This is a genomic window from Rhizobium sp. SU303 (assembly GCF_021052345.1).
Lineage (GTDB): Bacteria > Pseudomonadota > Alphaproteobacteria > Rhizobiales > Rhizobiaceae > Rhizobium > Rhizobium laguerreae.
Map to the genome: position 1 here is coordinate 3,649,347 of NZ_CP088095.1, position 14,074 is coordinate 3,663,420.

At 58.2% G+C, this 14,074-nt stretch carries 11 protein-coding genes; 4 read left to right on the forward strand and 7 right to left on the reverse strand.

Annotation, left to right across the window (positions count from 1 at the left end):
• The first annotated feature begins 134 nt into the window (after positions 1-134).
• Positions 135-791, forward strand: a complete 657-nt coding sequence (locus RlegSU303_RS18180; protein WP_131719221.1) for a sugar transferase — start codon at positions 135-137, stop codon at positions 789-791.
• A 150-nt stretch (positions 792-941) separates the two neighbouring features.
• On the opposite strand, the gene RlegSU303_RS18185 is transcribed toward RlegSU303_RS18180, so the two are convergent.
• Both RlegSU303_RS18185 and RlegSU303_RS18190 read right to left on the reverse strand, forming a co-directional pair.
• Positions 942-1,238 carry a hypothetical protein gene (locus RlegSU303_RS18185; protein WP_011653268.1) on the reverse strand — a complete coding sequence of 99 codons (297 nt, stop codon included), beginning with the start codon at positions 1,236-1,238 and terminating at the stop codon, positions 942-944.
• A gap of 583 nt (positions 1,239-1,821) precedes the next feature.
• Positions 1,822-3,042 (reverse strand): acyltransferase family protein, encoded by a 1,221-nt coding sequence (locus RlegSU303_RS18190; RefSeq protein ID WP_205928062.1) that lies wholly within the window; start codon positions 3,040-3,042, stop codon positions 1,822-1,824.
• A gap of 142 nt (positions 3,043-3,184) precedes the next feature.
• Between RlegSU303_RS18190 and RlegSU303_RS18195 the strand changes: the two genes are divergently transcribed.
• The 3 genes from RlegSU303_RS18195 to RlegSU303_RS18205 all read left to right on the forward strand — a co-directional run bounded on the left by RlegSU303_RS18195 (position 3,185) and on the right by RlegSU303_RS18205 (position 9,804).
• Complete coding sequence (locus RlegSU303_RS18195) at positions 3,185-5,503, forward strand: membrane-bound PQQ-dependent dehydrogenase, glucose/quinate/shikimate family (protein WP_131719222.1); 2,319 nt, start codon at positions 3,185-3,187, stop codon at positions 5,501-5,503.
• Positions 5,504-5,649: 146 nt separating this feature from the next.
• Positions 5,650-7,437, forward strand: coding sequence for a tetratricopeptide repeat protein (locus tag RlegSU303_RS18200; RefSeq protein WP_131622841.1), 1,788 nt, complete (start codon positions 5,650-5,652; stop codon positions 7,435-7,437).
• Between the two features lie 195 nt (positions 7,438-7,632).
• Complete coding sequence (locus tag RlegSU303_RS18205; protein WP_165507522.1) at positions 7,633-9,804, forward strand: adenylate/guanylate cyclase domain-containing protein; 2,172 nt, start codon at positions 7,633-7,635, stop codon at positions 9,802-9,804.
• 14 nt (positions 9,805-9,818) lie between these two features.
• Here RlegSU303_RS18205 and RlegSU303_RS18210 read toward each other — a convergent pair whose 3' ends face one another.
• From RlegSU303_RS18210 to RlegSU303_RS18230, 5 genes are all read right to left on the reverse strand, one after another.
• Complete coding sequence (locus tag RlegSU303_RS18210; RefSeq protein WP_026158840.1) at positions 9,819-10,319, reverse strand: YHS domain-containing (seleno)protein; 501 nt, start codon at positions 10,317-10,319, stop codon at positions 9,819-9,821.
• Between the two features lie 13 nt (positions 10,320-10,332).
• Positions 10,333-10,926, reverse strand: coding sequence for an ankyrin repeat domain-containing protein (locus tag RlegSU303_RS18215; protein WP_026158841.1), 594 nt, complete (start codon positions 10,924-10,926; stop codon positions 10,333-10,335).
• 133 nt (positions 10,927-11,059) lie between these two features.
• Complete coding sequence (locus tag RlegSU303_RS18220) at positions 11,060-11,842, reverse strand: FadR/GntR family transcriptional regulator (protein ID WP_017961838.1); 783 nt, start codon at positions 11,840-11,842, stop codon at positions 11,060-11,062.
• Between the two features lie 194 nt (positions 11,843-12,036).
• Positions 12,037-13,023, reverse strand: coding sequence for a substrate-binding domain-containing protein (locus tag RlegSU303_RS18225; RefSeq protein WP_017961839.1), 987 nt, complete (start codon positions 13,021-13,023; stop codon positions 12,037-12,039).
• A gap of 48 nt (positions 13,024-13,071) precedes the next feature.
• The gene (locus tag RlegSU303_RS18230; protein WP_017961840.1) at positions 13,072-14,052 is read right to left on the reverse strand and encodes an NAD-dependent epimerase/dehydratase family protein; all 981 of its coding nucleotides are present in this window, start codon (positions 14,050-14,052) and stop codon (positions 13,072-13,074) included.
• Positions 14,053-14,074 lie beyond the last annotated feature (22 nt).

The following is a 14,074-nucleotide window of genomic DNA, read 5'->3' on the forward strand; positions in this document are numbered from 1 at the left end:
CCTTTAATATTCACAAGAATTTCTTTAGAGTATAAAGAATTTATTCATGATTATGACCTCGGTCACAGACATCAAACTTGCATTAAAACAAAGCTTTGGCTGTGATTTCTGGAATTCATCTAACGGAGACAGGGGTGGCGGGAAAAAATCAGGGCATCAACCCAACCGAACGTTGGCGGGATTTCGCCAGGGCTCGACAGGAAAGGCGTCCATTCAATTCGTCACAACCCCGTCTGATCAGCAGAATTCTGAAGCGCGCATTGGACATTATCATTGCGGCAAGTTTCTTATTCTTTCTGTCGCCGCTCCTTCTGTCGGCGGCAGTCATCGTCACGCTAAGTGATTGGGGCCCTGTTTTCAATTCTCATCGCAAGATCGGTTATAAGGGAAAAGAGTTTGGTTGCCTCAAGTTTCGGACGACAGGATCCGGCACAACGACCGACGCGCACGTCACGGTCGTCGGCGATATTTTGAGGCGATCGAGCCTCGACAAGCTTCCGCAATTGATCAACGTGTTGCTGGGTCAAATGAGCCTCGTCGGGCCTCGCGCCATTACCAAGGAAGAGCTGCCGCGTTACGGTGAACATGCCTATGCCTATATGGCCGTCCGTCCCGGCCTGACTGGCCATTGGCAAACTAGCGGGCACAACGACGTCAGCTATCCGAATGGAATTTCCCTCGACGTCGAATATTTGTCCAAATGGACGCTCAGGCTGGATTTCGTGATCATGGCAAAAACGCTGTCGGCGCTGCTTTCCCGGCACGCGTTGCTGCCCAAAGTCGATTCCTAAAGCATGTCGCGTAAAACTGTGTTGCGGTTTTGCGACAACGACATGCGCAAACCAAAGACCAAGGCGCGGCAAGCTAACCTAAAATATTGCGATGCGCTTTAGACACCCTGACATAGCGCAACCGAGCATCCTGCCGCGTCGGCCATGTCATTACCCATGAGGACGCTTGCCAGTGAGATGGGAGCGCTCAGTAATGGAGTTCTTTTTCCGGCGCTTTTGAATATGCCACAAGGAGAAGGCGAATAGACCCGCCAGATAGCATATCTCCATCAATACAAGCACTTCGACGCAAGAAACGACCGCCTCCGTCAAGGAGGAACCTTTCAGCAGGATCACGCCGCCCAGGGCCGTGACCACCAGAAATGCAAAGATTGCAAAGGCCGAGGCGCGAATGGTCGCTCCGGCGGCGATAGAGACGGCAACCACGACGAGCGTGCTTTTCAGCATTATTCTGATCCTCTCTTCACACCTCCTTCAAGCCACCGTCAGCCCTCGATGACATGACAAAACCCAAAGTCGAAACGAAGTCCGATCAAAGTATTTTACCTATTGTGGTTAAAATATTGCTAATAGCAGTCCAGCAAATCGACGGACAACGCCGGAGAATATTCGACTATTCATCCAGCGGGGCCGTTCTACCGATTAAACCCAAGAAATCCCTGGGTATTGCGGTCAGAAAGATTTAGGTATCTGAGGCTTATACAGGAGCCGATAATGCAGCTGCGGCGTTCTCTCGCCGAACTGAACGCTCATTTGATATCCCTGAAAAGATGAATTTGGCCATAGGCTTATGCTTGAGCGCATATGCGCTGGCAACTTATGCTCGTCCGGCAAGCGCAACATCGATCGCATCAAGGTTGCGCAGCAGCCTCCGGAAAACTCGGCCCCTACGATGGACCCGGATATTTATCTGAGGCGATCGGTCAGGCAACAACGAAACAGGGCCGCCGCTATGGCGAGCCCTGCTGATGTCCTTGCCGGTTGAGCACCTGCGATGGAATTGCCAGCCTCGAGGCAGATATCGACAAACCTATTTCGAGACCGCGCCGGCCAGTTGCCGTTTTACGCTGCGTTGGAGACTGAGGTTTTCCAGCCAGGTGACTTGTTTCCTCAATTTCAACGCCGGCTTTTCGATGAATCTCCACGAGAAGGCGGCAAAGCAAGCGGCAACAATGCTGCAGACGATGCCGTTCAACCACCAGTTATGCGCCCAGGGGCCGAGCGCTACGAACGCCTGTTGGATCGGATAGCCATAGAGGAACACGCCGTAGGAGTAGTCGGCCCCACGCAGGACGCCGAGCTTGCGGGGCGAGGTGAGACCAAGGAAGACCGTGACATATCCCATGGCCGGAATGGCAATGAAGTCCCCAAAGGAGGTGAACCAGTAGGCCCACAAAATCATTGCCACAGAGGCGAGGAAAATTCGGATGTCCCAAAGAACCTTGTCCTTGTAGAGATAGAAGGTCACCCCCACAAGAAAAGCACAAATGAGGAGATTGCCGGACGCGGTCGTCGGCATAGTTGCCCAATCGCTTCCATGTTTCCAATATCTTGCAATACCGAAGGCTATGATCAACGCCGGCGTGGCGATAAGGGCAATCACCCGCCGCCTGACCACGCCGAGCAGGAAGAGTGCGGCGATCACGGCATAGCACTCAAGCTCGAAGGGCACCGTCCAGAGCTGCCCGTTCACCATTGCGGCGTCAGGATTATCCAGGAATACCCCGGGTAGATTGAAGTGAATGTGCCCTGTGACATTCATCAGATATGTAAAGAACTGAGGATCGGTGAAATAGTCACGCAGGTCATACTCTGTATAGATCGCTCCGAGTATAAAGGCAGCCAGCAACACCTCTACCGCGAGAGCGGGATAGATCCGGATAAATCGATTGCCGAGAAAAGAGATCAATGTCTTCGATCGTTCGAGACTGCCAGCCACCAGAAACCCGCTCAGGACAAAGAACATGGGCAGAACTGACTTGATGACAGGGCGGAAGGGTGACTCCCAGAGAAACAGGTCGTCGCCATAGGTGACACGGGCCGTGTGTATCCAAAGCACTGAAAAGGCTAACAGCAATCGCATATAGTCGAATCCTGTCGGTCGCCCGTTCGCTAGATCAAGCTTTTCGCCGAGAACCATCTGTGCCCCTTTCAGAAGTATTGACCCGATTTGGAATGGCAAGCCGTTGCCGCAGAGCGGCAGCGGCATCATTGCCGGGTCGGGGCCGCGTGTCAGTGACCACAGGTACATCAGGTAAAAATTGAACGAGAGAGCAGCCCTCTCCCGAAGACGCGTCTCTGACCATCAACCCATGGCCCTGTGCTTCCCGAGGGCCATGCGACGGTCGGAGTTGGAATCCAGGTGATCGGGCGGCGGATTGGATGAGGAGACTATGAAATTTCTGGCCACCCTGTTCTGTATTGTTCTCGCCCTTATCGGATTGGGGCTGACCGGAGGCGGCGCCTGGTTGCTGCGCCTCGGCGGCTCGCCCTATTACGCGATCGTCGGGCTTGCCTATCTGGTTGCAGCGCTTCTGCTGTGGCGCCGGAAGACGGTAGGCGGGCTCATCGTCCTGCTTGTCGCCATGTTCACCTTTCCCTGGGCGCTATGGGAGTCGGGTCTCAATTTCTGGGCGCTGTTTGCCCGCTTGATGTCCCCCATCGCGCTGGCGGGCTTTGCCCTTCTCTTTGCACCGTCGCTTTCCCCGACCGCCAACCGGAAGCTCTTTTATGGCGGCGCCTCGGTGACCGCTCTCATTTTTGTCGCGGGTTTCGGTCTCAGCTTCGTGCCGCATGGGATCATCCACCCCTCCGCCGACATCACCGCCTATAAAACCGCCAAGGGCGACAACTCTCCCTCCGACTGGACATCCTATGGCCGCACCACGGCAGGAGATCGTTATTCCCCATTCGATCAGATCAACCGCGGCAATGTTTCCAAGCTCGATCTCGCCTGGACATATCGCACCGGAAAAGGCGATGGCGCCGATCAGAACACGCCTCTGCAGATCGGCGATACCGTTTACACCTGCACGCCGACAGATGTGATCGCAGCGCTCGATGCAGATACCGGCAAACCCCGCTGGACTTTCGATCCCAAGGCGACGGCGCCTTATTGGCAACGCTGCCGCGGCCTCGGTTACTACAAGATGCCGACGGAAGCGCAGTCTGCCGATGGTCTTTGCGATGAGCGCCTGGTGCAGACGACGATCGATGCCCGTCTCCTGGCGATCGACAGCAAGACCGGCGCGCCCTGCAAGGAGTTCGGAGACCATGGCACCGTGCAGCTTTCCCAGGGCATGGGCGAAGTCAAGACGGGCTATTATTTCCAGACATCGGCGCCGCTGATTGCCCGCAACCTGATCGTCGTCGGAGGCTGGGTCACGGACAATCAGGAGGTCGGCGAACCCTCTGGCGTCATCCGTGCGTTCAACGTCGTCACCGGCGAGCTTGAATGGGCATGGGATCTCGGCAACCCGGAGATCACCAAACTCCCGCCGGAGGGCCAGACTTATACGCGGGCCACGCCCAACATGTGGACGACGGCCGCATTCGACGACAAGCTTGGCCTCATCTATGCACCGCTCGGCAATACCACGCCGGATTATTACGGCGTCAATCGCCCTGCCTTCGCCGATCAATACAATGCGACATTGGTGGCACTCGATGTGACGACGGGTCGGGAGAAATGGAAATTCCAGACCGTGCATCACGACATCTGGGACTATGATCTGCCGGCCCAACCGGCCCTGGTCGATCTGCCTGACGGCAATGGCGCCACCGTGCCTGCTCTGCTGCAGACCACCAAACGCGGGCAGCTTTTTCTCCTCGACCGCCGAACCGGCACACCGCTTGCCGAAGTTCAGGAGAAGCCGGTGCCGCAGCAAGGCAGCGTGCCGGAAGAGAAACTCTCCCCGACGCAGCCCTATTCCGTCGGCATGCCGACAATCGGTGCGGAGCGCGTGACGGAGCAGACGGCCTGGGGCCTGACGATGTTCGATCAACTGGCATGCCGCATCGCCTTCCGCAAAATGCGCTATGACGGCGATTTCACCCCGATCGGCACGCAATATGCAATCCAGCAGCCGGGAAATCTGGGTGGCCTCAACTGGGGAAGCGTATCGGTCGATCTGCCCAACAACAGGGTCTTCATGAACGATATCCGCGTCCCCAGTCTCTTTGCACTCATCCCTCGCGAGGAGTATGTCGACTTTGCCCTCACCACGACTGCTCACGGCCCCTCCGCCCCGCAGCGCGGTACGCCTTACGCCATGGCCACCGAGATGTGGACATCGAGGCTCCGCGTTCCCTGCACCCAACCGCCCTTCGGCACCGTCACTGCAGTCGATCTGAAGACGCGCAAGATCGCGTGGCAGGTTCCGGCCGGCACAGCCGAAGAACTTGGGCCGTTCAAGATCAAAACCAAGCTGCCTATGCCGATGGGCCTGCCGAGCTATGCCGGCACTTCGGCGACCGCCGGCGGAATCGTCTTCTTCGCCGGCTTCCAGGACTATTATATCCGCGCCTATGACGCCGAGAACGGTGCCGAGCTCTGGAAATATCCCCTGCCGGTCGGCTCGAGCGCGATACCCATGACCTACGTCTCACCGAAAACAGGCAAGCAGTATGTGCTGATATCGGTTGGCGGCGCGCCCTATTCGAAAGATGTCGGCGACTACGTCCTTGCCTTCTCTCTGAAAGACGGAGCTTAGCCGCGGATATCGCTTAGGCTTCACCGACCATCTTCAAGTCCAAGCAACCCGCCACGGACCGCTTCTTAGCGAAGGCAATCGGATTTGGCGGCGTTGCCGATCACACTGTGTTATTTTGATCCGACGAGGAATTGGGACCTACGAACGTGACGCGAAAACTGGCGGCGATCCTGGTCGCAGATGTGGTCGGCTACAGCCGCCTCGCCGGTGCGGATGAGGATCGCATCCTGGCGCGGCTGAGAACGTTGCGCAGCGACCTGGTCGATCCGACCATTGCCGTGCACAATGGCCGGGTCGTCAAGCGTACCGGTGACGGAAGCCTCATCGAGTTTCGCAGCGTCGTGGACGCCGTGCGCTGCGCGATCGAAGTGCAGACTGCCATGGTCGAGCGCAATATCGGCGTGTCGCCTGAACATCGCATCGAGTTCCGGGTCGGGATCCATCTGGGAGATGTGGTCGAGGAGAATGACGGCGACTTGATGGGCGACGGCGTCAATATCGCCGCGCGGTTGGAGGGAATTGCCAAGCCGGGCGCCATTTGTCTTTCCGAAGACGCCTACCGCCAGGTGAAAGCACGGCTTGACCTTGCCGTGACAGATCTCGGCAAAATTGAGCTTAAGAATATCGCTGAACCGATGCAGGTCTATTCGCTCCAGATCGGAACTCCGCAGCCGAACCCGGCACGACAGGTGCGGCCCGCAATCGAAATGCCGTCAGTTCCGGTCGTTCCCGACAAGCCGTCCATCGCCGTACTGGCGTTCAACAACATGAGCGGCGATGCCGAACAGGAGTATTTCTCCGACGGTATCAGCGAGGACATCATCACCGACCTCTCGAAGCTGTGCGAATTGCACGTCATCGCCCGCAACTCATCCTTCGTCTACAAGAATGTAACAGCCTCGGTGCCTGATATGGCCAAGGCGCTCGGCGTCCGCTATGTCCTTGAGGGCAGCGTGCGCAAGGCCGGCAACCGTGTGCGTGTCACCGCCCAATTGATCGACGCCAGCAATGGCGGACATATCTGGGCCAGCCGGTTTGATCGCGACCTCACCGACATTTTCGCGGTTCAGGATGAGCTCACCCAGGAGATCGTGGCCGCGCTCAGGCTGAACCTCACGCATGGCGACCAGGATCGATTAGTCCAAGGGCGCGCACTCAATGTCAACGCTTACGAGTTGTTGTTACGTGGCCGCGAGCAGGCGTCGGCCCATACCCGAACCGGAAACAGAGCCGCCCGCAGCCTGGCGGCCGACGCCATCGCCATCGATCCGCAATATGCAGCCGCCCAGGCCCTCATTTCCTTCACCCACGTGCTCGACTACGTCAACGCCTGGAGCACCGATCCAGAAGGCTCGCTGCGGATCGGGAAGGATCTCGCGCAGCAGGCCGTGGAGATGGCCGAGGAACAGCCCAACGGCCGCTTCGCACTGGGCATGGCTTGCATGTGGAACCGGGAACTGGACCGGGCGCGGGCAGAGGTGCAGCAGGGCCTCGCGCTGCAGCCCAACTCCGCAGAGCTTCTGCTACTGATGGCCCATATCCAGATATTCTCCGGCGATCCCGCAGGCGCCCTGGAAACACTCGATGCATCGATGCGGCTCGACCCGCACCATCCGGACATTCTCTTCCAATTTCGCGCCGATGCGCGCTTTTCTCTCGGCGAATATGAACAAGCGATTGTCGCCATCGAGCAGCGGCTCCAACAAAACTCCCAGTCGGAGACCGCCTACGCCCTGCTTGCCTCATGCTATGGGCACCTCGGCCGGCCGGAGGAGAGCCGGCAGGCCTGGGAGAAGGCACTCCGGATCAATCCCGATTTTTCTGTCGAGCGCCGCCGGCGGGTCCTTCCATTTCGAAACCCGGAGGACTTTGACCGCCGCGTGGAAGGACTTCGTAAGGCAGGACTTACAATAGCGGATCTTGGTCTACGCTGAGGGGAGCAGCTGTCGAGCCGATATCGCGAACTGCTCATTCTATGGATGGACGCGCGAGCAGCCTCTCAGATTACGCCCTCTCCAAGAGAGCATGTGGCCAGCGAACGTGATGCCACTTCGGGCAACTCTGATAGCAACGGCACGGCACCTGCTGTAAGATAATGGCAGGTGATCGGACACCCGGAAAGAGCTGGTATGGAGCGCCGCCTTGCAGCAGTCCTGATTGCGGATGTGGTCGGTTACAGCCGCATGAGCGAGATCGACGAAGAGGGAACGCGTATCCGCTTCCACACCGACCTCCACGAACTCTTCGAGCCGAAGATCGCCACGCACCACGGCCGCCTGATCAAGACGATGGGCGACGGGATCCTGGTTGAGTTCCATAGCGTGGTGGATGCCTTGCGCTGCGCCGTCAAAATCCAGCAACAGAAGGCGGAACGCAACGCGGCCCTGCGGCCCGAACAGCGGATGCTTTTTCGCATCGGCGTCAATCTCGGCGATGTCATCGTCGAAGGAGAGGACATTCACGGTGACGGCGTCAACATAGCCGCGCGGCTGGAAAGTCTTGCCCAGCCCGGCGGAATTTGCATATCCGGCACCGCATTCGATCACACGGTACACAAGGCTGAGGTCGGTTTCTCCTCTCTCGGTGAGCAGCAACTGAAGAACATAGCCGATCCGGTTCGCGTCTATCGTGTTCTGTTAGATCCCTCCGAGGCAGGCAAGGTCGTCGCCTCCCGTCGGCCGCGCCGCCGGGCGATCATCCTGGCCACACTTGCAGCGCTGTTGATTGCGGCCGCTGCGATTGTCTTCGTATGGCAATGGCCGTCTGTGCCCCAACGTCCGTCGGTAGCGGTGCTTCCCTTCGCCAATTTGAGTAGCGACGCCGGCCAGGATTATTTCACGGATGGCATTACCGACAGCCTGATTGCCGATCTGACCATGCTTTCGGACCTTGACGTCATCGGTCACAATTCGGTGTTTGCATACAAAGGCAAGCCTCTCGTTTTGGCCGACATCGGACGCGATCTCGGCGTGCGGTTTGTCGTTGAGGGCAGCGTGCAACGGATAGGCGATCAAATCCGCGTCAATGCGCAACTGAGCGATGCCGCAAGCGGCGACCACTTGTGGGCCAACCGATTTAACCGCGCCGCGGCGGATGTCATGGCTGTGCAGGATGAGCTCAGTCGGCAGATCGCCGAAGCGCTCGGCCTGAAACTCACTCAATCTGAGACGGAACGGATTACCCGTCCGCCGACCGCCAATCTCGAGGCATACGACTACTACCTTCGTGCCGAGCAGGCGACGCGTACCGGCCGCCGTTCCCGGCTGCTCGAGGCACTGGCGCTCTTTGACAAGGCGGAGGCGCTCGACCCCGGTTTTGCAGAGGCCTTCGCGGCCGACGCGCACGCGACCGCCTATGTCTGGCGAAGCGCTTACGACGACGTTCTCCAGAGCGCGCCGGCGCGAAAAAGGGCCTACGAGAAGGCAAGTCGCGCGCTGGCGCTCGACTCGGCTCTTTCATCGCCATACGCCGTTCTTGCCGTCATGCAAGTCGTGGACCGCCGCTACGAGCAGGCGGTCACCTCGGCGCAGCAGGCAGTTTCGCTCGGGTCTGCCGATGCCGAAGCTCATATGGCGTTGGCATACGTTCAATTGTTCTCCGGCAATCATGCCGAGGCCGGCGCGGCCGTGGACACGGCGCTCAGGCACGATCCGAACCTCTCCGCCATCAACCGATATACTGCTGGCCTGGTATTTTATTTGCAGCGCGACTACACGAAGGCCATCGACAGCTTCGAACGCGCGCGCGATGGTTCTCCGGGAAATGGCGATTTCGTTACCCCACTCGCTATGGCCTATGTCCGTGCCGGTCGCCTCGACGACGCCCGTGCGACTGTCGCCGAGGGACTTCGCTTACTGGCTGGGCGCGATTCTCTGGCGGACTGGCGTCTCAGCAATGCCCATTTCCGCAACGAGCGGGATTTGGCGTTTATCCTCGATGCTCTGCGCGAGGCCGGCCTGCCGGAGTGGCCGTTCGGTTTCAAGGGCAACGAGCACGAACGCCTGCACGGTGAAGAAATCGCAAGTATCGTCATGGGCAAACTCCTCCGGGGCAAGACCGAGCCCTCAGGAAGCCCTGCACTCATGCAAATCGAACGCGACGGCAAGGCGGCCTTCCGCTCGACGACGCAGATGGTCACCGGAACGGTTTTCGTCAATGGCGACATGCTTTGCGAGCAGAGTGAAAACGCATTTGGACGAGCCGATTGCGGCCCGATCTACAGACCTGCAAACTCGCCCGCTGAAACCAGCTATGCTTACGTGAACTCCACGAAGGTCTTCTATTTTTCGCCCGTCAAATAGCCGCGCTCCACCGGTCAGTGATACTGATCGCGTTCGAGATCGGCTGCGACCTTCGGCCAGTTTCTATCGGCTTTCGGCACTGCTTCGGCCACATGAGCGGCAAACCCTTCTGCCGATCCCTTGTCGTAGATCAGGTAAAGCTTGCCCTCGATGATCTTGAATGCTTCCGGATCGACGTTGACCGTCACCGATCCGAGAGCCACCTCGCCCGCGCAGTAGCCGCCATATTGAGGCGCATATTTGATCGGCTCGCTGATGAACATTTCACGGTGTTTGGCATTGGCAAAAAGCCACGGCGTCCCCAGCCATTCGTGGGAGAATTCCTCGGAGCCTTTCACCGCTTTGCCTTCGGTGAAATAGGCAACGGGGTCGTATCCCATGATTGCCACGCCGCCGAAATACCCCGTGTTTACCGAGTCGTCGGCGAAAGCCCGCGGTCCACCGGCAGCTACCAAAGCCACAACGAACACCGCCATAGCAATTCCTCGCACACCGCTTCTGGTCCCCGCATACATCTGTGCCTCCTATTCAATCATGGATTTCCATGCACTTCGCGTATTCTTTCTCGCCGATGCGGCTGGCCGGAGGGCAAGGCGCACCATGCCGCTTAAAAAGCCGCACGATGTCCGAGTTGCCCTTCCAGATTGCTCGCGTGATTGGCGTGTAGCCGTGAACCTCCGCATGACCGACGTCAGCCCCCTCAGCGAGAAGAAACGTGGCGAGAGCCACGTGGTTTTCCTCACCGGCGACCATCAGCGGTGTCACACCTGCTTTATTGGCCGCATCGTCGAGCGTCGCGCCATGGGAGAGAAGTAGTTTGCTGATCGGCACGCTGCCGGAAAAGGCCGCGGCATGAAGCGGCGTAAAGCCGCCCGAGTTCCGAGCCATGACGTCGGCCCCTTTGCCGATCAGCAATTCGGCTATGGCAAGCTGGGCTCCGAGCGCAGCGTTGATAAGAGGTGTTGCCTGATCGCGTGCCCGACTGTCGACATCGGCACCGGTAGCCAGAACCTGCTCGACGACGGCGGTGTTTCCAGTGGCAACGGCATCGAACAAAGGGCTCTCCGCAGCGGCCACCGTCGCTGTGAAAATCAACGCCACCGATGCAAGCAGCCCACGCATGGCTCAGCCCCCGAAGGTTGCCAAGGAAAGTAGCACAAGCCGCGGGTTTTGGGTAGGCATCGAGGACTATAGGAGGTTGAATTCCCCTGCATCAAGCTATCGGCAACGCGCCAGTCGGAGAGGATGCAAAAATCTATCGTGACCACCGGGCGATGATTTCGTCGGTATTTGCCAACGCCTTGCGGACTGCGTTGCGCGCCATGGTCGGTCGCTGCAGCCGAATGCTTTTCTCAATATTTTCATGAAGTTTCAGCGCATATCGCAAATTGTCTTCCTCCCGCGTCACATGGGCGAAGAGGTGGTTCAGCGCCGATTCGATCAATACGCCGAGCGGCACCAGCAGATCATTTCCCGAGGCGCGTAAGATCGCGATATGAAATCGCGCATCGGCTTCTGTTCGCTGCTGGAGCGATGTCGCCTGATCCATGTCATGCAGGGCCTGGTTGATCGCGTTCATTTGCTCGTCAGTTCGGCGTTCCGCAGCAAGCGCGGTCGCTTCCGGCTCGATCATATGCCTGAGTTCTTGCACGGCCCTCAGAAAGGATTCGCGATCAGGAGATGCCGCATACCAGCCCAAGACATCTCGATCCAGCAGGTTCCAACGTTCCTTGGGTTCGACCCAGCTGCCGATTTTCGGGCGGGAAGAAAGCAGGCCCTTGGCCATCAACATCTTGATCGCTTCGCGCACCGCCGATCGGCTGACCTCAAAGACTTCCGACCATTTTGCTTCATTAGGCAGGATCGTGCCCGGCGGATAGTCGCCGCGCACGATTCGCAGACCGATCTCGCCTGCCAAAGACACATGAACACTCGCCCCAGTCATGCGGGGAGAATTTGGGCGCCTTGTGGTGGCCGAGCGGTCAACCATCACCACCTCGAGCGCAGCCGTTGGCTTTCCCGATTTTTTGTCAGGCATTTATTTCTACTGCCTCAGCATTCTTTCGACTGTCTGCACGTATGATCACAACAATCGTAATAACGAGGAAGTCGCCTGCGATTGACGCTGGCACAAAGCGCGGAATTCAGGGCGCGTCAAGCCCAGCGGATCTCTCGATCCGTCTCGTGAGAACAGTCGGCGCACCCTTGAACTGGGTGCGCCAAACCGTGAAGCTACTTTTGAATGCAGGTGTCGACTGTATCCTTCGTGCACTCATCGAGCCCGGTGAAGACCGGATCTTCAACCGGCTTGCCGGCAATCAGATCCATCATCACCGACGGTGCCTTGTAGCCCATCTCGAACGGCCGTTGGCCGACGAGCGCCGTCACCAGTCCTTCCTTCGCAATGGCGACCTCGTCGCCGATCGTGTCGGCGGCACCAATGACGAAATCGTTGCTGGCGATCTTGTCGGCCATCGGCTTGAACAGGTCGCGATAAGGTTGCGGCGCGCCGAACAATGGCCAGCCACCCATAATACCGAATGCGTCCAAGTCGGGATTGGCCGCGAGGATATCGGTCATTGCCTGAACGCCTTTGGCACCGTCGTCATTGGTGAACACCGGGCAGCCGGCGACCTCGGTCCAACCACCCTCGCCTTTCAGCTCGGTCAAGCCTTTCTGACCAGTAAGCGTGTCGCGCATCCCTTGTGCGCGGCGTAGAATATTGTCCGCTCCTGGATTGCCTTCGATCGTGCAGATCTTGCCGCCCTTCGGCTTGCCCTTCTTGATGTATTCGCCGATGCGGGCGCCCATCAGATAGTTGTCGGTGCCGAGATAGGTCTTGCGCAACGCTGCATCCTCGGCGGCAAGATCGGCATCGAGCGTCATCACCGGAACCGTCGGATTGGCCGTCTTCAAAGTCTGGGCGATGAGCTTTGCATTTGACGGCGAGATTGCAATTGCAGCCGTGTCTGCCTTGCCCAACATATCCTGAACGATCTGCGCTTCGCCGGCTTCATCGGATGTCGATGCTGGACCGGTGTAGAAGCATTCGTATTCCGAAGTTGGGTTCTCCTTGTTCCACTTCTGGCAACCTTGATTGATTGCTTCGAAGAACGGATTGTCGAGGCCCTTGACGACGATGACGAGTTGCTTCTTGGCCAGGGCTTGCCCGGCGGTCAGTGCTAAAACTGCGGCTGTAAGTAGTAGTGCCTTCCTCATAGTTTCCTCCCTTGAAACAGACGGACACCGCGTGCCCGCCACACGAAATCAACCCGGATACCAGACGATGCGAGGCTCCTCCTTTGAACGCTCGTATTGCCAAGCCGAGTCGATAAGCATTTCGAGATCGTAGTTTGGCCGCCAATCCAGCAGGTATTTCGCCTTGCTGTTGTCCATCCAATTGGAATGGAAGCGGCTCGGTATGTCGACAGAGCCGAGATTGCGCGTGCGCAAGAGATAGGCGGCGACTTCAGCATAGTCGACGGGGCGATCCATGCAGATATTGAAGAGCTGCCGCTCTGCCCGCGGGTTGTCGATCGCTGCCAGTATTGCCGACACAAGGTCATCGACATGGACGAAATTGCGCTTCAGTGCACGTCCGTCGGCATCCAAGAGCAGCGGCACAGTACCCATCGCCGCATAGCGCCGTGCCGCGTCTTCCGGAACGAGCGTCTTCCAGTCCGGACCACCAAAGACGTCGTCTCCAAAAGACAGCGAATACTTGAAATCGTCCTTTTCCATGATCCAGGGTGCGCGCAGACAACAGCCATTGAGGCCGTACTGAATGCCAAACTGCTCCAGCATGACCTCTTCCAGGACTTTGGAGAGGGCATAGCTTCCCGGATAGGCACAATGGCGAGCGTTCTCGGTGATCGGGCCGTCGTGGCGATAGTGGAAATGTCCCACACCCGCATCACCACCGATCAGGATGAATTGGCGTGCCGTCACGCTCGTACGGAACTCCTCGAGCAGCCAAAAGAGACCTTTGACCGTAACATCCATGATGTCTTCAGGCGTTTCCTTGCATGTGGCGAGATGCACGACATGGGTAACGTCATCCAGCGCCGCTGCTACGACATCGCGATCGGCGATCGAGCCTTGGAAGACGTCGACACGATCGGTCGCCTCGTACAAACGATTATGACAAAGCGCACGAATACGGGCTTTGGAAAATCTCGGATCGTCAAGCAGCCCAGCAATAAAGCGCCGCCCGACCTTGCCCGTCGCTCCGGTCACAAGGATCAGCATGCCGTTTCTCCCCCATTGATAG

Coding starts and splice junctions, on each gene's coding strand:
- RlegSU303_RS18185 (WP_011653268.1), bottom strand. CDS start 1,238: ATGCTGAAAAGCACGCTCGTCGTGGTTGCCGTCTCTATCGCCGCCGGA.
- RlegSU303_RS18190 (WP_205928062.1), bottom strand. CDS start 3,042: ATGTACCTGTGGTCACTGACACGCGGCCCCGACCCGGCAATGATGCCG.
- RlegSU303_RS18195 (WP_131719222.1), top strand. CDS start 3,185: ATGAAATTTCTGGCCACCCTGTTCTGTATTGTTCTCGCCCTTATCGGA.
- RlegSU303_RS18205 (WP_165507522.1), top strand. CDS start 7,633: ATGGAGCGCCGCCTTGCAGCAGTCCTGATTGCGGATGTGGTCGGTTAC.
- RlegSU303_RS18210 (WP_026158840.1), bottom strand. CDS start 10,319: ATGTATGCGGGGACCAGAAGCGGTGTGCGAGGAATTGCTATGGCGGTG.
- RlegSU303_RS18215 (WP_026158841.1), bottom strand. CDS start 10,926: ATGCGTGGGCTGCTTGCATCGGTGGCGTTGATTTTCACAGCGACGGTG.
- RlegSU303_RS18220 (WP_017961838.1), bottom strand. CDS start 11,842: ATGCCTGACAAAAAATCGGGAAAGCCAACGGCTGCGCTCGAGGTGGTG.
- RlegSU303_RS18225 (WP_017961839.1), bottom strand. CDS start 13,023: ATGAGGAAGGCACTACTACTTACAGCCGCAGTTTTAGCACTGACCGCC.
- RlegSU303_RS18230 (WP_017961840.1), bottom strand. CDS start 14,052: ATGCTGATCCTTGTGACCGGAGCGACGGGCAAGGTCGGGCGGCGCTTT.